Consider the following 23862-nt stretch of genomic DNA (forward strand, 5'->3'; position numbering starts at 1 on the left):
CGATTGCTCAGTCGCCGTAGATATCAGACTTGAAATACTTGTCCGAAATCTTCTGGTACTCGCCACTGGCGCGAATGCCGTCGATGGCCGTGTTCAACTGGCTGACCAACTCGGTGTTGCCCTTGCGCACCGCAATCCCGGCCCCCTCACCCACGTATTTCGGGTCCTTGAGCTCCGGGCCAACAAAGGCGTAACCCTTGCCACGGGGCATCGACAGGAAGTCGTTCAGCGGGATGGTGTCGGCAAAAATGGCATCGAGGCGACCAGCCGCCAGGTCCATGTAGATCTCTTCGTTGTTGCCGTAACGCTTGACGTTGATGCCCTTCGGTTCAAACACCTCGGTGGCGTAACGATCGGTGGTGGTCGCACGCTGCACGCCGACGGTCTTGCCCTTGAGGCTGGCGTACTGATCATCCACGGCTGCGCCTTCTTTCATCACCAGACGCGATGAGGTGAAGTAGTACTTGTGGGTGAAATCCACCGACTTCTTGCGGTCTTCGTTGATGGTCATGGACGACAGCGCCATGTCGATTTTCTTCACTTTCAGGGAAGGAATCAGGCCATCGAACTCACCTTCGACCCAGACGCACTTGACCTGCATCTGCGCGCACAAGGCATTGCCGATGTCGTAGTCGAAACCGACGATTTCGCCTTTGTCGGTTTTGGACGCAAACGGCGGGTAAGCCGCTTCGATGCCGATACGCAGGGTTTTCTCGGCGGCAAACAAAGTGCTGCACGCCAACAGGCTCAGGGCCAGACCGGTGATGAGGGGGAATTTCTTCATATTCGTTCTCTCGCGGGTTGTTGTTGGTTTGGCAAGACAGAAGAAAGAGCAGAAACGGGAGAATGCGTTTTTTGTACTTATAATTCCATACTGGACTTTTATGTATGAAGCGTCAATTAGAGGAAGGAAAATGTGCCGGCCGATAGTCGGGTGGTGAGCAATGAAGGTATTGGGTGAAGCTAATGAGCCCGTCGCGAGCAGGCTCGTTCCCACAGGGGAACGTCGTCGTACACAAATTTTGAGTTCATGCAGATCAACTGTGGGAGCGAGCCTGCTCGCGATGGGGCCAGAGCAGCCGACAAAAACGTTTGATCACTGCTTCCAGCGATCCGCCGCCGCATGATCACTGTCACGCCCTTCAACCCAACGCGCACCATCGCTGGTGTTTTCCTTCTTCCAGAACGGCGCACGGGTTTTCAGGTAGTCCATGACAAAGGCGCAGGCGTCGAACGCCGCCTGGCGGTGGGCGCTGGCGGCGCCGACAAAGACGATCGGCTCGCCAGGCTCCAGCGCGCCGATGCGATGCAGCACTTCCAGCTTGAGCAACGGCCAGCGCTGCTCGGCCTCGGTGACAATCTTGCCAAGGGCCTTTTCGGTCATGCCCGGATAGTGCTCAAGAAACATCCCGGCAACGTCTAGCCCGTCATTGAAGTCGCGCACGTAGCCGACAAAACTCACCACCGCGCCGACACCGACATTGGCGGCGTGCATGGCGTTGACTTCGGCGCCCGGATCGAACGCCGTGGATTGCACACGAATGGCCATGGCTCAGCCCCCGGTCACGGTCGGAAAGAACGCCACTTCGTCGCCATCGCTCACCGGTTCGTCGAGTTGGCAGAGGTCTTCGTTGCGGGCGCACATCAGGTTCTGTTCGCTCAACACCTCGGCGCCATCACGCTTGGCCAACAGCGCGCGAACGTCATCGACGGTGGCGAAATCGCCTTCGACCTTCACCGAGTCGACGCCCAGTGCCTCTCTATAACGAGCGAAAAACTTCACGGTAACGTTCATGGTTGATCCGCCAGGAAATGGCCGCTCTTGCCGCCGAGTTTCTCCAGCAGGCGCACGCTTTCAATGGTCATGCCGCGATCGACGGCCTTGCACATGTCGTAGATGGTCAGCGCCGCAACGCTCGCGGCGGTCAGCGCTTCCATCTCGACGCCGGTCTGCCCGGACAACTTGCAGCGCGCGACGATGCGCACGGTGTCGTCACCTTCAGCGCTGAGTTCGACTTTGACGCCAGTGAGCATCAACGGGTGGCACAGAGGAATGAGGTCGCTGGTTTTCTTCGCGGCCTGGATGCCGGCGATGCGCGCCACGGCGAACACATCACCCTTGGGATGGCCGCCGTTGACGATCATTTGCAGGGTTTCGGGCAGCATGCGCACCAGCGCCTGGGCCGTCGCTTCACGGAACGTCACGGCTTTTTCGGTGACGTCGACCATGTGGGCGCGACCTTGGGAATCGAGATGAGTCAGCACAGGGTTACTCCTGATCAAGAGCCTCGATTGTAAACCTGTGGGTCAAATTTCCGCACGCAAGATTATCCGTTGGCTGACATCCCCCTGTAGGAGCTGTGTCAGGCATAAAAAAACCGGGCGGCTTTGGGGCCGCCCGGTTTCGGTGACGTGGTTACAGATGCGATTCGGCGTATTCGGCCAGAATCGAACGAGGCACCCCTTGCAGGGTGATGTGAACGCCGTTCGGGAAGTCCTTGAAGCGTTCAGTCAGGTACGTCAGCCCGGAGCTGGTCGCGGACAGGTAAGGGGTGTCGATCTGCGCCAGGTTGCCCAGGCACACCACTTTGGAACCGGCGCCGGCACGGGTGATGATTGTTTTCATCTGGTGCGGCGTGAGGTTCTGGCATTCGTCAATCAGGATTCTTCTCCTCTTCTTGGTCAATATTTTTCTGGTATTGGTTGAAGTCCCCACGAGGCCAGCCATTACGTAACCAAATACTACCGATTAAGACCGTTTCAGAATACATCTGCGTAAGTGTGGCTGAAGTGTATATCCGCAACAATTTGATTACCTTAAAAAAATAGCTTTAAGTAGGAGTTTTGGGTAGGACATATAAACCCATTAAACACGAACACTCCTACAAGCTGAGTTATTGACTACCAATTACAAGGCGAATAGCTTCGCAAATGAAGTCAAATGACTTCAACCCAAACAAACTAGAGGTTCTTATTATGCGCAAAGCAAATCTGCAAACTCGACTAACTGCACTTTCCAATAACGCTTACAACATCCTGATTACGCCTGCGAAACCGGAATCAAAACTGGTCAATTAATTTCGGCCAATGCCGAGGGAGCCACCACACTCTCTCGGCACAATTTTCGTGGAGAAAGTGAAGATGAGCGAGTTTAAAGTCAATGAGAACCTAATAATCACCTTAAACGAAGGAATCTTCGGATTATGGAACCTGGAAACAGGTGAACAGTATGAAATATTCGATCGAAGTTATCTTGACAGAATTTTCGAGCTAAACGAATCAATTGGTATGCCGTACACATCAAAACCCGAGGATGAAATACTGATTGAAGCAGGAATATTACTAATTGGCAAAAAGGCTGAGCAGCATCAAAAAATACAAAATTTAAATGGTCCTTGGGGCTGGGACCTTGTTTCAAAAATATTTCATCTTGGAAGCAAGCATAATTTTCCGAATGACTTAGCAATCACAGAAGAAAATAAAGAAACAGGCTATGTAAGCTTTTGCGAAAGCATCGCCGAAAGCGCCCCAAATCTTGATATTGAGCGAGAAGGCGAATTAGTAGAACTCCCCCGTTGGGACAGCAACGCAATCGATTCTTATAGCTTGAAAAAAGCCTTATGGGAGAGAATTACAAGTCGAAATTTCAATGGCGAGCCTGTTCCACTGGAAATTGTATCTAACATACTTTTCAGTACATTCGGAAAAATCCACGGTGACTCGCATAAAAAAAATCTCGCAGAACGCGGCGTTTTAACCGTTGGTTATCGTAGATCTTCACCAAGTGCAGGGTGTTTACAAGCAACCGAGGCATACTTGATCGCTTTAAATGTTAGTAACCTAGAGCGCGGCATCTATCACTATAGGTCCCACCAACATGTGCTAACAAAATTGGATAGTGAAATAAACGCCGATCTATCACAAATTTTATGCCATCAAAGTTTCGCAGTGGATGCAAGTTTCCTGATAGTAATGAGTTCGCGCTTTGATAAGCTTTGGTGGAAATACCCGCACTCGCGCGCCTACCGATCGGCCTTAATGGATGTTGGACATTTATCTCAGACATTCAACCTCGTAGCCACCGCTCATAATCTTAACACTTGGTTAACCGGATACTTTATAGATGACTTACTGAATAAACTTATAAAAATCGATGGATTCAAAGAGCACTCATTGTTTGTTCTAGCAGGAGGACATGGCTTGCAAGACCCTCTTAGCCCTGGAGTTGTAAAGCTGTTGAAGCAATAACATAAACAAAATCATCATTAGGTGCTCACATGCACGATGACACATTAAAAAAAGAAGAATACTCCGAACAAACCAGAATAATGGCGGATTCCAGTTTCAAGAACAACGACCTTCAAGAAGCGGCACGGCTATACGAACTAAGTATAAAAAACAATTCAAACAACGTAAAAGCACTGAATAATTTGGCGGCTTTATGCGAGAAACTGGGCGACAAGAAGAAAGCAGAGTACCTTTACAAGCTGGCTTGCGACCTACCGGAACCATCAGCAACGGACAAACTTAAATTCCATCAAAACCTGGCATCAGTTCAGGAAAAAAATGGAAAAATCAATGCAGCAATCTGGACATACCAATCAGCAACAAAAATAGAAGGCTTCACAAAAAACACCATTGCGTACAACTATCTTGACCTACTTCAGTCGATCCATCTCACCTCATTTGATGCTGCAACATTCGCCAGCCTAGCGGTACTTTTTAATACCGAAGGAATAGATAAAGATGCACTAGCCAGAGTGTATTTTTCTCAGCTAGCACTAAAACCTGCAAAGACTACACATACACCGGATAACTACCCCGCACTTTTGCTGGACATTATCGAATCAGATCAGATTGCACTAAGCCTCCTGAGCAACAGCCTAATTTCCAACCACATCATAGAGGGTGCCCTTATAACAATAAGACAGACACTTATAGCATCCATACTCAGCAACAACTACAACCAAACACACCAAGCGTTCCTTGCCGCATTAAAAAAGCAATGCAAGTTAAATGACTTCATTTACTTTGCTGATAAAAAAGAACTGTCGAACATTGAAAAACTAAAATCAAAAAACCTAAAAGAGTCGTCAACAATAAGAACTGACGCTCGATTAATATTGGAGTCTTACTCAGAAGGGGCAATCATAAACTCATTAAAAAGCCCATACCAATTACACAGCCAGATTCCCACGAAACAAAAAAAAGAAATCACACCGCCCACCCTCTTGAAAAGCAAAACGCTTATCCAGGATTTTTATGAAGCAAACCCGTACCCAACATGGACATCCAAACCAAAACATTCCAAAACGACACTTGATCAACTTTTCAGGACGCTAAACTCAAAGCAAGCACCTCCAAACAACAACATATTAGTTGCAGGATGCGGAACAGGACGACACGCCATTCAACTTGCCTTAACTTATCCACACGCAAAAATCATAGGACTGGATGTTAGCCAGTCAAGCTTGCAATATGCTACAAACAAGAGAAACGAATACAAAATTCGAAATCTAGAATTCATCCGCGGCGACCTAAACAGCATTCTATCTTTAAATATAGGGTTTAGCCTTATTGAGTGCATTGGAGTTTTGCATCACTTACAAGATCCTTTGAAAGGATGCCAAGCGATTCTTTCCGCCCTAGAAGATGGTGGCATTGCAAAAATAGGACTATATAGCGCATACGCTCGAACCCCTATAGCAGACTTGGCTAACCTTGCGTCTGAAAACGAAATCCCCTATACGCCATGCAATTTAGAAAGAATACGAAACCTGGCAGTTCAAAACTACAATTATAAAAGAACAAATGAAATAGTTAACTCACAAGACTTCTTCAGTAGAAGTGGGTGTATGGATTTACTTTTCAACCCACTAGAAAAATCGTTCACAACCCGAGAGATCCACTCACTTGCAAGAACTCTAAATTGTGAGTTCGCAGGTTTTGAAAATGGAGGACAAAGAAAATCTCCCGAGCTTAGAAAGTTCAATGATACTTCGAATATGGATTCTCTTTTTTACACTTGGGAGTTATTCGAAAACCTCAATCCAAATTTTTTCAGCGAAATGTACCTATTTTGGTTAAAACCCATAAGGAAATAGCGATGAAAATACTAGGCATAAATACTGGTCATGACGGCCACGTATGTCTAATTGAAAATGGAAAATTAGTTTTCAGTTATGAATCGGAAAAGAATGGCGGCAATAGATACGCCCCTCTCTCCCTGAGCTCAGCAATAATTCACGCCGTTCAAAACATAGAAGATCTGGACGCAATCGCTGTAAGCGGATGGGCTGAAGGAATAGACCCCAGAAATCATCCAACTGAAGGCGGTTATCTTGGCCTTAATATCGAACAAACCACCTGCAATTTTGGGGCGAAAAATATAGCGTGGATTAACTGTAGCCATGAAATATCCCACATACTCGCCTCTTACGCGCTGTCTCCCTATGCAGACACAACATCTTGTTATGTATTACTTTGGGAAGGTTTTATAGGCAACTTTTATAAAATCAACCCAGACATGACGATACAAACTATAGGCAATATTATGCAAGGACCAGGTCTTCGCTATGCATTTGCCTATGGTTTGGCAGATCCAACGTTCAATCTAAAAAAAGGTTATTGCAGGCTTGGTGACGCGGGTAAAATGATGGCGCTGGCTGCATTTGGAAAAAACGGTGAGCCAGACGCATTCGAGTCAAAAGTTATTGACTACATAACAAACTGCAACTCAGCAATCGACACACTCAACAAACTCGACCTAAAGGATAGCGGCTATTACAACATAGGTGTAAACACAACGAAATTCTGTAATTTAGCTAGAAAGCTATCAGATAAACTCTTTAACGAGTTCTATGACTTCATCAGTGCAAACATTACCGAAAAGCTTCCACTCTTAGTAGCTGGCGGTTGTGGCTTGAACTGTGAATGGAACAAGAAATGGGAAACCTCTGAATTGTTCGAAGGAGTTTTTGTTCCACCCTGCACAAATGATACCGGTGTCGGTATCGGGGCGTCTGCCATTGCGCAACATTTATTAACTGGCAAATCAAAACTTGAATGGTCCGTTTATTCAGGACAATCTTTTATTTTCAACCACGCAAAGAAGTCCTCATTTTCGTCAAGTCCATTGGTGCTTGAACGCGTGTGCAAAGCGCTTCTTGCTGGAGAGATTATTTGTTGGGTTCAGGGAAATTGTGAAATAGGACCTAGGGCCCTGGGTAATCGATCAATAATAGCGGCACCATTTTCTGTGAACACCACTGAAAAACTAAACTCCATAAAAAAAAGAGAGCACTATCGTCCAGTAGCTCCTATTTGCATAGAGGAGGATGCTAAGCTTTACTTTGAGAACTGTATTCAAAGTAAATTCATGCTGTCGTTTCATCATGTAATTGACAAACGACTCAAAGCAATTACCCACATTGATGGCACAGCAAGAGTTCAAACTGTCAGCCTTCAAGACAATATTAAAATGTATGAGCTATTACTGGAGTTCAAAAAGCAGTCAGGGGTCAGCGTTCTTTGTAACACCTCGTTAAATTTCAAGGGCAAAGGGTTTATAAACACATTTTCAGATCTTGAGTTATTTTGCTCAACCAATAATATATCCACGTTTGTTGTAGATAACATGATGTATCACACCAAGAGGAGAGAGCAGTGAGTTTCCCCAAGGCGAACGGGTACGGCTATTTATGTGGAGTACGACTTAGTAGCTCTGTAACACTTTGGGTAGACTTCATTTTAATCTTCACTGTACTTACATTTGCATATGACGCTTCGCCAAAAACTTTGGGATATGCAGCAGCACTGTATGGATTACCAACACTTTTCTTGGGACCATTAATCGGTGTTTTAGCAGACCATACTAGCCCAGTAAAATTTTTATTAATAAGTTTCACCTTTAGACTTATCATTGCCTGCCTTTTATTTGGAGCAAACTCTGAGTCTATTTTTTTAACATTAGTCTGCCTCAAGGGAATGTCGAACCTTGGCTCTAGTGCGGCAGAAACAATCTTGACGAGAAAGCTGCTTACAAATAAAGACTTGGTCAGTAATATTTCACTGATCACGGTAATGGATCAGTTCATCAAGGTCTGCTCACCTTTAACAGCGGGTGTTATTGCAAGCATGTCAGACAAGGCGTACGGCTTTTTGATTTCTGCGATTTTTTCACTGTTAGGGATATTCTGTGTGATTTTGCTTTCTATGAGTAACCGGCAAAAGAAGATACACGAATCTGAAATACGGTCCTTTGGGAGTTTAAAAGCCCTAAAAATATTATTAAGTACCGGCCCATCCACACAACTATTTTTTATCTGTGCGTTGACCCAAACTGCCGTACTGGGATGCTATGATTCGCTACTCAGTCTACATATAAAAAACATAGGGCTTGATGCATACGCATTTGGAGTCATCGTTAGCTCTACCGCACTAGGTGGAATTATTGCGGGCCTGAGCTTCAAATTGGTTTACCCCCAAAGAATCTTCTTCTGTTCGACGCTCTCCCTACTTGTATTTGGCATAATGGTAGCAACGGCAGGATTATTAACTGAACCAGGTAATCTGACAACATTAGCAATACTCATACTACTGTTTTCCATTGCAGGTTACGCATATGGTCTGACATCTCTAGGATTTGGCATAACCCTTCAGAAATACTGCCCTGTATCTAATTTAGGAACAGTATCAGCAACCACCCGCAGTTTAATGTTGATATTTATGATTAGCGGGCCAATTTTTGGAGCATGGCTATCAACATTCGTTTCAATCGGAGGCGTACTTGTTGTCTCTGGGGCTAGCGCAGTATTTTTCGGTACGCTATTACATATAAAGTACCGCGATGTTTTTTCTTCAGAGTCAATTCGCATCTCCAACGAATAAAATAGCTCCCAAAATAATTCGCTCTAAACTCTACTGTCTTGATTTAGGAAATATGGAGATGTGTATTTTTCATCTCGAAAAAATATAGACAAGGAATGCCTGAAGGACGTTCAGCGCATGGATAAATGCGATAGATAAAACCGGGCGACCCACGAGGGCCGCCCGGTTTGGGTAAAGGGTTACAAATGCGATTCGGCGTATTCGGCCAGAATCGAACGTGGCACCCCTTGCAGGGTGATGTGAACGCCGTTCGGGAAGTCCTTGAAGCGTTCAGTCAGGTATGTCAGCCCGGAGCTGGTCGCGGACAGGTAAGGGGTGTCGATCTGCGCCAGGTTGCCCAGGCACACCACTTTGGAACCGGCGCCGGCACGGGTGATGATGGTTTTCATCTGGTGCGGCGTGAGGTTCTGGCATTCATCGATCAGGATCAGGCTCTGCTGGAAGCTGCGACCCCGGATGTAGTTGAGGGATTTAAACTGCAACGGCACTTTGCTGAGGATGTAGTCGACGCTGCCATGGGTGTTTTCGTCATCCATGTGCAGGGCTTCGAGGTTGTCGGTGATGGCGCCCAGCCAAGGCTCCATTTTTTCCGCTTCGGTGCCGGGCAGGAAGCCGATCTCCTGGTCCAGGCCCTGCACGCTGCGCGTCGCGATGATCCGGCGATAGCGTTTGCTGACCATGGTCTGCTCGATGGCCGCCGCCAATGCCAGGATGGTTTTACCGGAACCGGCCGCACCCGACAGGTTGACCAAGTGGATATCCGGATCGAGCAAGGCGTACAGCGCGAGGCTCTGATAGATGTCACGCGGTTTCAGGCCCCAGGCTTCCTGGTGCAACAGGGGTTCCTGATGCAGGTCGAGAATCAGCAGTTTGTCTTCGTCGATCTCCTTGATCCAGCCGACAAAACCCTGTTCGTCAATGATGAACTCGTTGATATGCACTGCCGGCAGATTGTCGATCATCTTCACCTGGTGCCAGGTGCGGCCGTGATCCTGACGGGTTTCGACATTCCTTACGAGGTCCCAGAAAGACCCGACCATGTTGTGATAGCCGTTGGGCAGCAGCGATACGTCGTCAACCAGTTGGTCGGTGCTGTAGTCCTCGGCCGCGATCCCGCAGGCACGGGCCTTGAGGCGCATGTTGATGTCTTTGGTGACCAGCACCACGGGCAACTTGGGTTCGCGCGCGTGCAGGTCGATCAACTGGTTGATGATGATGTTGTCGTTCAGGTGCTCGGGAAGAATGATGTTCGGTTCAGTACGTTTGCTCATCAGAATTGACAGCAAACCCTTCGGCCCACTTTTGCCACGCTGGATCGGTACGCCCAGTTCAACGTCTTCAGGGCTGGCATCGCCCAGGGTCTTGTCGATCAGGCGAATCGCCTGGCGGCATTCCGCAGCCACGCTGTGATGCCCGCTCTTGAGCTTGTCCAGCTCTTCAAGCACGGTCATCGGGATCGCGACGTGGTGTTCTTCGAAGTTAAGCAGGGCGTTTGGATCGTGAATCAATACGTTGGTATCGAGTACATAAAGGATTGGCTGGTTGGAGGAAGAACTACGTCCGTGATCATCCATACTCGGTCACCTTTGTGGGAGCCATTCGACGCAATACCTTGGCGGTGCTGCGCCTCGAAGTGACTGCCGAATCCACCTGTGATGATTCAAGTGAACTGCACACAAACTGGGGTCTTGGGAGACGCCACCTGTGTTGCAGGTTTCGGCGGTCTGTCTTCGTAATACTCCAAAACCTGTGACAGAAAAAAGCACTTTGACGCTTTTTTGAAGTTTATTTTTCAGAGTGACGAATAGCCCTTGGCGTGAAGGCAATGTGCCGTTAAAGTCGGAAGTCCGCCTGCACCGAATTCTTGCCTGAAATCACCCCTCGCCCAATGTTTACGGGCTTTTCCCGTTTCAGCGAAACGCGTCCTGACAGTCTTCCCAACCGATCCCGCTTGGCGCCGTTTGCGTAATGAGCCAGGGCATCGCCGTTTTCACCCCGTCCTGCTTAATGTTGAAGTTGATCACCCCGTGCCGCCACAACAGCATCAGGGTCAACACACGCTGGGCGCTCTGGTTGGCCTTGAGCTTGCCGGCGCCGTCCTGGGCATCGATGTCCCATAGCGCCACCTGCAAGCCCTGGGACCGGAAGAAGCCTTCCGCGTCAGAACGGCGCTGGCCATCGGGCGGACGGAACAGCGGTACATAGTTCTCCGGCAATTTGCTTTTGACCAGTTCGGCACTGCGCCGCACCGAGTCCTGCCAGTCCTGCCAGTGGCTGTGGGAGCGAAACTCCCAGCCTTGCACGCCGATGCACTGCGTCGAATAAGTGGCCTGCAGGCTCGCCACTGAGCGCTCGCTCAAGCGCGCCTGAATATCCTTGCCGAGGACGAAGAACGTACCCGTCATCTTCGCCTTGCGCAGGTACTCGGTGACCCACTCCGTGTTGTCCGGCGCGGCATTCGCGGCGCTGTCGAAGGTCAACAGGAACAGCCGGTCATGCATCTGTTCGCCGTTGCGCTCGTAGTCGCCAAAACGATCGACTTCGCTACTGGTTTGCGGAAACAGCGCAGCCTTGCGCAACTGCTCGTCGAGGTACTGCGCATGGAACAGCCGGCTCGGTTCCGCCCACTTTATGTAGTAGCTGTCCTCGCTGACCTGAAACTTGGCGGCTTGCTCGCGCAAGGTGGCCATGTCTTCGACCAGAAAACAGAAGGAAGCATCCTGATCGCAGCTTTGCTGGGCAAAGTTGTAGTTGGTCAGCAAGCGTTGCCACAGGCGCTGACGCAGGCTATTGACCGAATCCAGGTTGATCGTGCGCAGGCCCAGGCGCTGGGCCAGGCTCGCCTCGTCCAGCGATTCACTGGCCAGCAGCACGCGAGCGAACATCAGAATCTCTGCGCGCGAGGCGACATCGAACAGCGTCGGATTGCTGAGCTGTTCAGGCCAGGTGCTGCGATCGAGCGTCGCGACATCGCCCGGCGCCGCCACGGCACCGAAACTCAACAGCCAGGCTGATAAAAGAAAAACGATACGCAATGGGATGTCTCCATAACAAAACCCGCGCGGCACTATAGCCGATACAGTGCGTCCCACCGGCCAAGAAAAACGGGCTCACCGCCGATCACCTATGGCCTTGATAGCTGGAGTCATTAGGCACAACCCCCTAGAATCGCCCCCACGATTAAAGGAGACGACTTCATGCTGATGGTGATTTCCCCCGCCAAGACCCTCGACTACGAAACACCGCCGGCGACACAGCGCTTCACCCAGCCGCAATACCTCGACCATTCCCAGGAGCTGATCCTGCAGTTGCGCGACCTGACGCCAGCGCAGATCAGCGAGCTGATGCACGTCTCCGACAAGATCGGTGGGCTCAACGCCGCACGTTTCGGCAGCTGGACCCCGGCCTTCACACCGGAAAACGCCAAGCAGGCATTGCTGGCGTTCAAGGGTGACGTTTATACCGGGTTGAACGCGCAAACCTTCAGCGAAGCCGATTTCGATTATGCCCAGCAGCATCTGCGCATGTTGTCCGGCCTGTATGGCCTGTTGCGCCCACTGGACCTGATGCAGCCGTATCGCCTGGAAATGGGCACTAAATTGCCCAACGCCCGCGGCAAGGACCTCTATGCCTTCTGGGGCACGCGCATCAGCGAATGGTTGAACGAAGCCCTGGCCGACCAGGGTGATGACGTACTGCTGAACCTGGCGTCCAACGAGTACTTCTCGGCGGTCAAACGCACGGCCTTGAAGGCTCGCATCATCAATACCGAGTTCAAGGACCTGAAAAACGGCCAGTACAAAATCATCAGCTTCTACGCGAAAAAAGCCCGGGGCATGATGAGCCGCTTTGTCATCGAAGAACGCATCAACGACCCGGCAGCCCTCAAGCAATTCGATATTCAGGGCTATCGATACAGCACCGAACAATCCAAACCGGACAACCTGGTGTTTCTTCGCGATCACGCCCCCGAGTAACGCACCTGATCGGCGCACGACCGCAAATTTTCCGTCGTGCGCCTGCGTCTGATCGTCCAACAATTTCCCGCCCGAATCGCCAACCTCTTGGCGCCAGAAAACCATCGGTCACTTTCCTAACTTTAGTTTCACTCGACGCCGATGAATTTTTTCAGTAGTGGCACTGAAATTTTTTATCGGTAGTGGCACAAAACTATCTTTCTCGCTTATCGCCCCGTGTAACAAGGGTGAGACAGCACGTGCCATCAATTTGAAAGTAGTGCCATCTTTCTCAATATTTCAAGAAATTTCAGAATTCGCGATGGGCGGACAGGAACTATGTCCAAATGCGTAGCTCATACCACCGGTAACGATTATCTCTGAACATGTACGAGATAACTTACGCAGAGAAGAGACCACGTAGCGAAGTTGTCACAATAACTTCGGCTAAATAATCCCTGATTTGGGCAACACATGAAGGACAGGAGATAACGCATCACTACTATCCCCTACACGGCCAAGGCTGCGCCCCTATAAACGTGCTCTCCCGAGCACCCGAACCGCTTGATTTACGGGCTTATGGCCTGGCATTGAGCGCGCAAGACCTTTGCACGGATGACCTCTGACCAGAGGACTCGGCTGCATAACAGGGCAGACCATAATAATAAGGCCTAGTTGCGCACACCTTGAGTGCACTTATTTAGACACTCGGAACTTAGTATGCCTGCACACGGCATTGCGGCGCCTGTCGCCCAAACTTCCGAGTGCACTATGACCGCTGAACACCATTAACTCCGGCCATGTAATGGCTTGATAAATACAGAGGTAAATGCGATGCGCATCAGCATATTTGGTTTGGGTTACGTCGGTGCAGTATGTGCCGGTTGCCTGTCTGCACGGGGCCATGACGTCGTTGGCGTCGATGTCGCCAAAGACAAGATCGATATGATCAACGCCGGCAAATCGCCGATCGTTGAACCGGGTCTGGGCGAACTGCTGGCCAAGGGTATCGAAACCGGCCGCCTGCGCGGTACGACCGACTTCGCAGAAGCGATTCGCGACACCGACCTGTCGATGATCTGCGTCGGCACGCCGAGCAAGAAGAACGGCGATCTGGAACTGAACTACATCGAAGCGGTATGCCGCGAGATCGGTTTTGTCCTGCGTGACAAAACCACCCGCCACACCATCGTGGTTCGCAGCACCGTACTGCCAGGCACGGTCGCAAACGTTGTCATCCCGATTCTCGAAGATTGCTCCGGCAAGAAAGCCGGCGTCGATTTCGGTGTGGCGGTGAACCCTGAGTTCCTGCGTGAAAGCACCGCGATTGCCGACTACGACTTGCCACCGATGACCGTCATCGGCGAGTTCGACAAGGCATCCGGCGACGTTCTGCAATCGCTGTACGAAGAACTCGACGCGCCGATCATCCGCAAGGACATCGCCGTTGCCGAGATGATCAAGTACACCTGCAACGTGTGGCACGCCACCAAGGTGACCTTCGCCAACGAGATCGGCAACATCGCCAAGGCGTGCGACGTCGATGGTCGGGAAGTGATGGAAGTGGTCTGCCAGGACAAGACATTGAACCTGTCCCAGTACTACATGCGCCCCGGTTTTGCGTTCGGCGGCTCGTGCCTGCCGAAAGACGTGCGGGCCCTGACCTACCGCGCCGGCGCCCTCGACGTGGAATCGCCGTTGCTGAACTCGCTGATGCGCAGTAACGAATCCCAGGTGCAAAACGCCTTCGACATCGTTTCCAGCCACGACAAACGCAAAGTTGCCCTGCTGGGCCTGAGCTTCAAGGCCGGCACCGATGACCTGCGCGAAAGCCCGCTGGTTGATCTGGCAGAAATGCTGATCGGCAAAGGCTACGACCTGAGCATCTACGACGCCAACGTCGAATACGCCCGCGTTCACGGCGCGAACAAGGACTACATCGAGTCGAAGATCCCTCACGTCTCGTCCTTGCTCAATTCCGACTTCGACGAAGTGATCAACAACTCCGACGTGATCATCCTCGGCAACCGTGACGAGAAATTCCGCGCCTTGGCGCAGAACGCTCCGCACGGCAAGCAAGTGATCGACCTGGTCGGCTTCATGTCTCAAGCCACCAGCGTGAGTGGCCGGACTGAAGGCATCTGCTGGTAACAAGCGGCATCGGGAGGGTTTGCGGCGTTCCCCAGCCTGCAAACCCTCCCGGCTTTTTCGCCTGCCTTAACCCCATCGGGCCACCCCACAGGCTCGCCCGAGATCGAGACGGATGCAGATTATGCACAGGCTAAAGCACGGCCTACTTCAGGCCGCCGGTTGGCTGTTTTACCTAAGTTTATTGATGGGCATCGCCATGGCGTTGCCTGCGTCCACATTCGATTCCGATTCGAAGGACTTTATCTTCCTCATCGGCTTCATCGGGATCTGGCGCTATTCGATGGGTGCCACGCACTTCCTGCGCGGCATGCTGTTTCTGTACGTGGTCTACCCGCACCTGCGGCGCAAAGTGCGCAAGCTGGGTAAAGCGGCAGACCCGTCCCATGTGTTTTTGATGGTCACCAGTTTTCGTATCGACGCGCTGACCACCGCCCAGGTCTATGCCTCGGTGATTCGCGAAGCGATCGACTGCGGCCTGCCGACCACCATGGTCTGCTCCATCGTGGAAATGTCCGATGAGAAGCTGGTGAAGAGCCTCTGGACCAAGATGAATCCACCGGAGCGGGTCAAGCTCGACTTCGTGCGCATTCCCGGCACCGGCAAGCGTGACGGCCTGGCCTACGGTTTCCGCGCCATCTCCCGCCACCTGCCGGACGACCGTGCCGTGGTTGCCGTGATCGATGGCGACACCGTGCTTGCCGAAGGCGTCGTGCTCAAGACCGTGCCGTGGTTCAAGCTGTTCAGCAACGTCGGCGGCCTGACCACCAACGAGTTCTGCGAAGTGCGCGGCGGCTACATCATGAGCGAGTGGCACAAACTGCGCTTCGCCCAGCGTCACATCAACATGTGCTCGATGGCGCTGTCCAAGCGTGTGCTGACCATGACCGGCCGGATGTCGGTGTTCCGCGCAACCGTGGTCACCGACCCGGACTTCATCGCGGACGTGGAAAGCGACTCGCTGCAACACTGGCGCCTGGGTCGCTTCAAGTTCCTGACCGGTGACGACAAGTCGAGCTGGTTCAGCCTGATGCGCCTGGGCTACGACACGTTCTACGTGCCGGACGCGGCCATCCACACCGTGGAACACCCGCCGGAAAAAAGCTTCATCAAGGCCAGCCGCAAACTGATGTTCCGCTGGTACGGCAACAACCTGCGCCAGAACGCCCGCGCCTTGGGACTTGGTGTCAAACGCCTCGGCCTGTTCACCTCGGTGGTGCTGTTCGATCAGCGCGTGTCGATGTGGACCTCGCTGCTGGGCCTGACGGTCGCGATCATCGCGTCCTTCAAGTACGGCACCGCGTTCATCCTGGTGTACCTGCTGTGGATCGGCATTACCCGCCTGATCCTGACCCTGCTGCTGTCCTGCTCCGGTCACCGGATCGGCCCGGCCTACCCGGCGATTCTCTATTACAACCAGATCGTCGGCGCGCTGGTGAAGATCTACGTGTTCTTCCGCCTCGACCAACAATCCTGGACTCGCCAGGACACCAAACTGACCCGTGATCTCGCCAGCTTTCAACGTTGGTTCAACACTTGGTCGTCTCGGACCATGACCTTCTCCGCCGGCAGCATTTTTGTTGCCGTGCTGCTGATGATGGTCTGACCGCCCCCTTATTGAATTAACCAGGAAATCGCCCCTATGAATACCGCCGTCAACGCCAACGTAGTGCATGAGTCAGAAGCCCAGCGCCAACACGCCCGAGTGAAAATTCCGGCCAAGCTGCGCTTCTTCGGTCCGGACCGGACCCCGATGGAAGCTCGAGTGATCGACCTCTCTGCCGGCGGCCTGGCCTTCAACGCCGGTCAACTGCCACTGAAAATCGGCGACGTGTACAAGGCTCGCCTGCAGTTCGTCATCGATAACCTTGGCCTGGCCATGGACGTGGAGCTGCAAGTGCGCTCCGTCGATCGCCAGACCGGTCGTGCCGGCTGCCAGTTCCAGAACCTGGAACCGCAAGACATCTCGACCCTGCGTCACCTGATCACCTCTCACCTGGCCGGCGACATCGTCAGCATGGGTGAAGTGCTGGCGACCCTGCAGCGCGACAACTTCACCAAGGCGCGCAAGGTCAAGGATGGCGGCCACGGCATGACCGCGTTCGGTCGTCTGCGTGCAGTGACCTTCAGCCTGGCGATTTTCATCGTCGGCCTGGCGGCGTTCGGTTTCATCTTCAAATCGGTGTACGGCATGTACTTCGTCAGCCATGCGCAGGCCGGTCTGGTCAGCGTGCCGGGCATGAACATCACCATGCCACGCGACGGCACCGTGCAGAGCCTGATCAAGGCTGACGGCATTGCCGCCAAAGGCGCTCCGCTCGCAACGTTCAGCACCAGCATGCTCGACGTGCTCAAGGGTCATCTTGACGACAATCAACTGCAACCGGCCAAGGTTGAAGAACTGTTCGGCAAGCAAATGACCGGCACCCTGACGTCGCCGTGCGATTGCACCGTGGCCCAGCAACTGGTCGCCAACGGTCAGTACGCCAGCAAGGGCGACGTGATCTTCCAACTGGTGCCGCGCAACAGCGAAGCCAACGTCGAAGCGCGCTTCTCCTATCGCCAGTTCGGCGACGTGCGTCCAGGCACCAACGTCAGCTTCCAGATTGCCGGCGAAGACAAAACCCGCACCGGCAAGATCGTCAGCAGCACCAGCCTGAAAAGCGCCGACCTGTCGTCCGACATCCGTGTGCTGATCCAGCCTGACGAGCCGCTGGACAGCAAATTCGCTGGCCGCCCGGTTGAAGTGAACAGCGACCGTGGCCCGAACCTGAACTGGCTGATCGATAAAGCCATGGCTTCCGGTATCTAAGCAGAGGACATGCCCGTGACCATCACAAAAATCTCGAATACGCCGCAGTCCCTGTGGGAGCGAGCCTGCTCGCGATGGGATCGCCGCGGTTTGTCTGATGTACCGAGCCGCTTGAATCGCCAGCAGACTGGCTCCCACAGGGGTGCGGTGTGTGCTTTGGCCCTGGCCGTGAGCCTGGCCGGTTGCGCCGGCCTGCCCGACCAGCGCCTGGCCAATGAAGCCCTGAAGCGCGGCGACACCACGCTGGCGCAGCAGAACTACAAGCAACTGGCCGACCTGGGCTACAGCGAGGCGCAAGTAGGCCTCGCCGATATCCAGGTCGACAGCCGCGACCCGGCGCAGATCAAACAGGCCGAGGCGACTTATCGCGCCGCGGCCGACGTTTCGCCGCGCGCCCAGGCTCGCCTGGGTCGCCTGCTGGTGGCCAAGCCCGGTTCCACCGAAGCCGAACAGCACGAAGCCGAAGGCCTGTTGAAAAAAGCCTCGGCCAATGGCGAAGGCAATACCCTGATTCCGCTGGCGATGCTGTACCTGCAATACCCGCACAGCTTCCCCAACGTCAACGCGCAACAGCAGATCAGCCAATGGCGCGCCGAAGGCAAACCGGAAGCGGGCCTGGCCCAAGTGCTGCTCTATCGCACCCAGGGCACCTACGACCAGCATCTGGACGAAGTTGTCACCATCTGCAAAGCAGCGTTGAACACCACCGACATCTGCTATGTCGAGCTGGCCACGGTTTACCAGAAGCAAGGCAAGCCGGAACAGCAGGCCGAGCTGATCAAGCAGATGCAAGCGGCGCATACCCGCGGCACCGTTTCCGCTCAACGCGTGGACAGCGTCGCGCGCGTGCTCGGTGATGCAAGCCTGGGCAAGACCGACGAAAAAACCGCTCAGTCGCTGCTCGAAGACATCGCCCCCGCCTACCCCGCTTCCTGGGTCAGCCTGGCGCAATTGCTCTACGACTTCCCGGAACTCGGTGATGTCGACACGATGATGAAGTACCTGGACAACGGCCGCGCGGCTGACCAGCCGCGCGCCGAACTGTTGCTCGGCAAGCTTTACTACGAAGGCAAATGGGTGCCGGCCGACGCGAAAGTCGCCGAAGAGCACTTCCAGAAAGCCGTCGGCAAAGAAGTCGCCGCCGATTACTACCTCGGCCAGATTTACCGCCGCGGTTACCTGGGCAAGGTCTATTCGCAGAAAGCCCTGGATCACCTGCTGACCGCTGCGCGCAACGGCCAGAACAGTGCCGACTTCGCCATCGCCCAGCTGTTTTCCCAAGGCAAGGGCACCCGGCCCAACCCGCTTAACGCTTACGTCTTCAGCCAATTGGCCAAGGCACAGAACACGCCGCAAGCCACCGAGCTTGCACAAACACTCGAAACCCAACTGCCGCCTGCCCAGCTCGCCGAGGCCCAACGCCTGTTGAAACAAGAACAGGCCGTTCGTGGTGCCTTGAGTCAGAACACGCTGGAACTGCATGCCCTGGAAGAAGAAGACGGCGAGGAATCCCTATGAAGTTGAATCCATTCGTGAAGGCCGGTATCGGCCTGTCATTCGCCCTCTTGTGGTCGTGCCCAACCCTGGCGGCCTTGACCGACACCAAGAACTACGGTCTCGACGTGAAAGTCACCGGCCAGTCCGAAGACGACCGTGACCTCGGCACCGCCAGTGGCGGCGACGTCAGCGGCGTCGGCCTCGACCTGCGCCCTTGGGTCTATGGCGAGAGCGGCGCGTGGAGCGCCTACGCGATGGGTCAGGCCGTGACGTCCACCGACATCATCGAAACCGACACCTTGCAGCAGTCCGACAACGACGGCACCCAGACCACCGACAACGGTGATCGCAAGACCAAGAAAAACTACCTGGCCATGCGCGAATTCTGGGTCGGCTACAGCGGCCTCACGCCGTACCCGGGCGAGCAGTTGAAGCTCGGTCGCCAACGTCTGCGCAACGACGACGGCCAATGGCGCGACACCAACATCGAAGCCCTGAACTGGACCTTCGACACCACCCTGTTGCGCGCCAACGTCGGTATTGCCGAACGCTTCAGCGAATACCGCACCGACCTGAAAGAGCTGGCACCGAAAGACAAGGATCGCCTGCACGTCTACGCCGATACTGCGTATCAATGGACGCCGGGCAACTGGGTCGGGATTCGCGGTCATCACACCCACGATGACGGCAAGCTCGACTACCCGGAACCGGGTGTGGCCGGCGACTCGCTGGACAAGAAACAGAACGGCGACATCAGCTGGCTCGGCCTCACCGCCGACAGCGACGCCTACAACTACCGCAACACCAACACCGTCAATTACTGGGGCAGCGTCACCGGCATGAGCGGCGACACCGACACGGTGAATCAGCTCAACGCCGACGGTACCCGTCCGACAGAAGCCAAGCGCGGTGAAGACCTCAACGGCTGGGCCACCGATATCGGCGTGCGCCTGCGCCTCGATCCGCAATGGCAAGTGGGTGCAGCCTATGCCCGCGCCAGTGCCGATTACGAACAGAACGGCCTGGAAAGCAACCGTTCGAACTACACCGGTACGCGTTCGCGGGTTCACCGTTTCGGCGAAGCGTTCCGTGGCGAAATGAACAACATGCAAACCGCAACGTTGTTCGGTTCGTGGATGCTCAACGACGAATACGACGCCAGTGTGATCTACCACAAGTTCTGGCGCGTCGACGGCAACAAGCCGGTCGGCAGCAACGGCATCAACGCCGTCGAGAACGACACCGACCCGACCGGCGCGATTCTCTCCAGCACGTCCCTGCCGCTGGAAGACGGCAACAAAGACCTCGGCCAGGAAATGGACCTCGTGGTCACCAAGTACTTCAAGCAAGGCCTGTTGCCTGCCGCGTTGAGCCAGTCGATCGATGAGCCTTCGGCCCTCGTGCGCTTGCGTGGCGGTGTGTTCAAGCCAGGCGATGCCTACGGCAAGGAAGTCGACTCGTACATGCACCGCGCGTTTGTCGACGTGATCTGGCGCTTCTGATGCGAACCGCTAAGGGAGTTCCTGACATGAACAGTCCGAAGAGAGGCTCACTGACCTTGCTGGCCGGCGCGATGCTGCTGGCAAGCTCGGCGTGCTTCGCCAATGTGGAACCGGTCAAGCCGGTCACCACGGCCAAGGAATTGCAGCAGGCCAAGACCTACACCGTCAGCAGCGCGCCAACCGCGCCGCTGGAGCTGGAAAAACCGAAACTGCCGGACACCTCCGGCTACACCGCCGAAGCCATCGCTGCGAAAGTCGTGCGCACCAAGGCCGGCAAGATCAGCGTACGCCGGATGATGCAGGAAAACGCCCTGAAGGACTTCATCGGCGGCGATAACAAAATGGCCGAATGGGTGGTGCGTCAGCACGGCATCCCGCAGGCGATTTTCATCGACGACGGCTACATGAACCTCAAGGACCTGACCAAGAAGCTGCCCAAGCAGTACTTCAGCGAAACCTCGCCGGGCGTGTTCCTGGCGAAGTTGCCGATCGTGGTCGGTGAGAAAGGCATCCTGGAAATCGACAAGCAGACCCAGGAATTGCGCCTGTCCCAAGAGGCCGGTTCATTCCTGGTCAACGACGGTCAGCTGTTTGTGCGTGATACCAAAATCACGGGCTGGAGCGAGAAGGCAAACGGCCCGGCGGCCTTCAAGTCGCCGAAGGAATTCCGTCCGTTCCTGCTGTCCTGGGGCGGCACCCAGACCTACATCGCCAACAGCAAGATCGCCAGTTTCGGTTACGCCAACAGTAAGTCCTACGGCGTGAGTATTTCCCAGTACACGCCGAACATGGCCAAGGTGCTCAAGCGCCCAGAACCGAGCGGCTGGATCGTCGGCTCCGAGTTCTCGGACATGTGGTACGGCTTCTACTGCTACGAAACCCGCGACTTCGTGGTCAAGGGCAACACCTACAAAGACAACATCGTCTACGGCATTGACCCGCATGACCGTTCCCACGGGCTGATCATCGCCGACAACACCGTCTACGGGACCAAGAAGAAGCACGGGATCATCATTTCCCGTGAGGTCAACGACAGCTTCATCTTCAACAACCGCAGCTACGACAACAAGTTGTCGGGCCTGGTGATCGACCGTAACAGCGTCAACAACGTCATCGCCTACAACGAGATCTACAAGAACCACACCGACGGCATCACCCTCTACGAGAGTGCCGACAACCTGCTGTGGGCCAACAAGGTGATCAGCAACCGTCGCCACGGCATCCGTATTCGTAACAGCGTGAACATCCGCCTCTACGAAAACCTGGCCATGGCCAACGGGCTGACCGGCGTCTACGGCCACATCAAGGACCTGACCGACACCGACCGCGACATCAAGCTCGACCCGTTCGACGCCCAGGTGTCGCTGATCATCGTCGGCGGCGAACTGGCCGGTAACGGCAGCGGGCCGCTGTCCATCGACTCGCCGCTGAGCGTCGAGCTGTATCGCGTGTCCATGCTCGCCCCGACCAAATCCAGCGGCATCAGCTTCAACGGGATTCTCGGCGAGCGTCAGGATGAAATTCTCGACCTGCTGGTACGCCAGCAGAAAGCCGTGCTGATCGACCCTGTCGAACGCCAGACCGAAATGCGGGACTGAGGATAATCTTATGCACCCACACTTGATCAAATTACTCAGCTTGTCGGCCCTGACCGCCGGCATTCTCGCAGCCAGCGCTGGCGTCCGTGCCGATGAAGTCAAGGCACCGAACTTCAGCGCCGAACCGTGCTGCAACCTGTGCCCCGAAGCCCACGACGCGAAGAACTACACCACGCGTTATCAGCAGAACTTCACCACGCTGGTGCAGGCCCAGGGCGACTGGCTGTTCCGTACGCAGGAAGACTTGCGCACCGAATTCAACACCACCCCCGCCGGCTACAAACGCATGAAAGAACTGCACGATGCGTTCAAGAGCAAAGGCGTGGAGCTCGTCGTTGTTTATCAACCCACGCGTGGCCTGGTGAACCGCAACAAGCTCAATCCGGAAGACAAGGCCAAATTCGATTTCGACAAGGCTTTGAAGAACTACAAGACCATGCTCGGCCGTTTCGAGCAGATGGGTTACGTAGTGCCAGACCTGTCGCCGCTGACCAACGAATCGCTGCCCGACACCCTGCCCGCCCACGACTTCTACTTCCGCGGCGATCAGCACTGGACGCCGTATGGCGCCCAGCGCACGGCGAAAATCGTCGGTGAGAAAATCAAGCAACTGCCTGAGTTTGCCGGCATTCCGAAACGCGAATTCGAGAGCCATAAGTCGGGTCGCATGGGCAAGACCGGAACGTTACACAACATGGCCGGTCAACTCTGTGGCACCAGCTACGCGATCCAGTACATGGATCAATTCACCACCGAGCCGAAAGGCGAAGCGGCGGACGGCGACCTGTTCAGTGACTCCGGCAATCCCGAGATCACCCTGGTCGGCACCAGCCACAGTGGCAAGAACTACAACTTCGCCGGTTTCCTCGAAGAGGCCATCGGCGCCGACATCCTCAACGTGGCGTTCCCTGGCGGTGGCCTGGAAGGTTCGATGCTGCAGTACCTGGGCAGCGAAGAGTTCCAGACCAAGCCGCCGAAGATTCTGATCTGGGAATTCTCGCCGCTCTATCGCCTCGACCAGGAAACCATCTACCGCCAGATGATGGCGCTGCTGGACAACGGCTGCGAAGGAAAGGATGCACAGATGAGCGGCAGTGCCACGTTGAAACCGGGCAAGAACGAATTGATGGTCAACAGCAAGAACCTGAACCTGCAAAACAGCGGTCACCAGGTTGACATCCGTTTCGCCGATACGTCGGTGAAAACCCTGCAAGCCACCCTCTGGTACATGAACGGTCGCCACGAGGACATCAAGATCGAAAAACCGGAAACCTCCGAAACCGACGGGCGTTTCGCTTTCGAGTTGCGCACGGACGAAGACTGGGCCTCGCAGAATCTGCTGGCCGTCGAAGTCCAGGGCCCTGAAGCAGGTGCCGCGCCACAGAAAGTCGAAGCGAAAATCTGCAAACGCAACGTGTTCCCAGGCGCTGAGCAACGTACCGCTCAAGCCGGGCAATGAG

General features: G+C 54.1%; 18 protein-coding genes and 1 pseudogene. 12 read left to right on the forward strand and 7 right to left on the reverse strand.

What is annotated here, in order from left to right; genetic code table 11:
- Window positions 1-7 precede the first annotated feature (7 nt).
- From ACM6I5_RS02950 to ACM6I5_RS02970, 5 genes and pseudogenes are all read right to left on the reverse strand, one after another.
- Window positions 8-784 (reverse strand): ABC transporter substrate-binding protein, encoded by a 777-nt coding sequence (locus ACM6I5_RS02950; protein WP_414883153.1) that lies wholly within the window; start codon window positions 782-784, stop codon window positions 8-10.
- Between the two features lie 312 nt (window positions 785-1096).
- Window positions 1097-1549 (reverse strand): molybdopterin synthase catalytic subunit MoaE, encoded by a 453-nt coding sequence (gene moaE, locus ACM6I5_RS02955; protein ID WP_017340379.1) that lies wholly within the window; start codon window positions 1547-1549, stop codon window positions 1097-1099.
- Window positions 1550-1552: 3 nt separating this feature from the next.
- The gene (gene moaD, locus ACM6I5_RS02960) at window positions 1553-1795 is read right to left on the reverse strand and encodes a molybdopterin converting factor subunit 1 (protein WP_017340380.1); all 243 of its coding nucleotides are present in this window, start codon (window positions 1793-1795) and stop codon (window positions 1553-1555) included.
- A complete protein-coding gene (gene moaC, locus ACM6I5_RS02965; protein ID WP_414879414.1) occupies window positions 1792-2265 on the reverse strand; it encodes a cyclic pyranopterin monophosphate synthase MoaC in 474 nt (157 codons plus the stop codon). The genes moaD and moaC overlap by 4 nt, the downstream gene beginning before the upstream one ends.
- Window positions 2266-2416: 151 nt before the next feature.
- A pseudogene (locus ACM6I5_RS02970) lies at window positions 2417-2665 on the reverse strand (PhoH family protein); the annotation flags it as partial.
- Between the two features lie 476 nt (window positions 2666-3141).
- Between ACM6I5_RS02970 and ACM6I5_RS02975 the strand changes: the two are divergent.
- Genes ACM6I5_RS02975 through ACM6I5_RS02990 form a run of 4 tightly spaced genes read left to right on the forward strand, consistent with a single transcriptional unit; the run spans window position 3142 to window position 8889 of the window.
- Entirely contained in the window at window positions 3142-4248 is a 1107-nt protein-coding gene (locus tag ACM6I5_RS02975) for a SagB/ThcOx family dehydrogenase (RefSeq protein WP_033037190.1), read from the forward strand.
- A 29-nt stretch (window positions 4249-4277) separates the two neighbouring features.
- Window positions 4278-6104 (forward strand): methyltransferase domain-containing protein, encoded by a 1827-nt coding sequence (locus ACM6I5_RS02980; RefSeq protein WP_414883154.1) that lies wholly within the window; start codon window positions 4278-4280, stop codon window positions 6102-6104.
- A 2-nt stretch (window positions 6105-6106) separates the two neighbouring features.
- On the forward strand, window positions 6107-7669 hold the full coding sequence (locus ACM6I5_RS02985; protein ID WP_017336639.1) for a carbamoyltransferase C-terminal domain-containing protein: 1563 nt from the start codon (window positions 6107-6109) through the stop codon (window positions 7667-7669).
- The gene (locus ACM6I5_RS02990) at window positions 7666-8889 is read left to right on the forward strand and encodes an MFS transporter (protein WP_414883155.1); all 1224 of its coding nucleotides are present in this window, start codon (window positions 7666-7668) and stop codon (window positions 8887-8889) included. Before ACM6I5_RS02985 ends, ACM6I5_RS02990 begins: the two co-directional genes overlap by 4 nt.
- A 179-nt stretch (window positions 8890-9068) precedes the next feature.
- Here the strand turns inward: ACM6I5_RS02990 and ACM6I5_RS02995 are convergent, their stop codons facing one another.
- Complete coding sequence (locus tag ACM6I5_RS02995; protein WP_052909687.1) at window positions 9069-10463, reverse strand: PhoH family protein; 1395 nt, start codon at window positions 10461-10463, stop codon at window positions 9069-9071.
- A 336-nt stretch (window positions 10464-10799) separates the two neighbouring features.
- Complete coding sequence (locus ACM6I5_RS03000) at window positions 10800-11924, reverse strand: polysaccharide deacetylase family protein (protein WP_414883156.1); 1125 nt, start codon at window positions 11922-11924, stop codon at window positions 10800-10802.
- 162 nt (window positions 11925-12086) lie between these two features.
- Between ACM6I5_RS03000 and yaaA the strand changes: the two genes are divergently transcribed.
- From yaaA to ACM6I5_RS03040, 8 genes are all read left to right on the forward strand, one after another.
- Entirely contained in the window at window positions 12087-12866 is a 780-nt protein-coding gene (gene yaaA, locus ACM6I5_RS03005) for a peroxide stress protein YaaA (RefSeq protein WP_414883157.1), read from the forward strand.
- Between the two features lie 813 nt (window positions 12867-13679).
- Window positions 13680-14996 carry a nucleotide sugar dehydrogenase gene (locus tag ACM6I5_RS03010; RefSeq protein WP_414883158.1) on the forward strand — a complete coding sequence of 439 codons (1317 nt, stop codon included), beginning with the start codon at window positions 13680-13682 and terminating at the stop codon, window positions 14994-14996.
- A 121-nt stretch (window positions 14997-15117) separates the two neighbouring features.
- The gene (alg8, locus tag ACM6I5_RS03015; RefSeq protein ID WP_414879412.1) at window positions 15118-16599 is read left to right on the forward strand and encodes a mannuronan synthase; all 1482 of its coding nucleotides are present in this window, start codon (window positions 15118-15120) and stop codon (window positions 16597-16599) included.
- A 36-nt stretch (window positions 16600-16635) separates the two neighbouring features.
- A complete protein-coding gene (locus ACM6I5_RS03020) occupies window positions 16636-17805 on the forward strand; it encodes an alginate biosynthesis protein Alg44 (RefSeq protein WP_017336631.1) in 1170 nt (389 codons plus the stop codon).
- A 9-nt stretch (window positions 17806-17814) separates the two neighbouring features.
- A complete protein-coding gene (gene algK, locus ACM6I5_RS03025) occupies window positions 17815-19323 on the forward strand; it encodes an alginate biosynthesis TPR repeat lipoprotein AlgK (RefSeq protein WP_414883159.1) in 1509 nt (502 codons plus the stop codon).
- Window positions 19320-20804: an alginate export family protein gene (locus tag ACM6I5_RS03030; protein ID WP_017336629.1), complete on the forward strand. Its 1485-nt coding sequence runs from the start codon at window positions 19320-19322 to the stop codon at window positions 20802-20804. Before algK ends, ACM6I5_RS03030 begins: the two co-directional genes overlap by 4 nt.
- 26 nt (window positions 20805-20830) lie before the next feature.
- A complete protein-coding gene (gene algG, locus ACM6I5_RS03035; RefSeq protein ID WP_017336628.1) occupies window positions 20831-22402 on the forward strand; it encodes a mannuronan 5-epimerase AlgG in 1572 nt (523 codons plus the stop codon).
- 10 nt (window positions 22403-22412) lie between these two features.
- Complete coding sequence (locus ACM6I5_RS03040) at window positions 22413-23861, forward strand: alginate O-acetyltransferase (protein ID WP_414879409.1); 1449 nt, start codon at window positions 22413-22415, stop codon at window positions 23859-23861.
- Window position 23862 lies beyond the last annotated feature (1 nt).

It is taken from the genome of Pseudomonas sp. IT-P171, from assembly GCF_949767765.1.
GTDB classification, from domain to species: domain Bacteria; phylum Pseudomonadota; class Gammaproteobacteria; order Pseudomonadales; family Pseudomonadaceae; genus Aquipseudomonas; species Aquipseudomonas fluorescens_B.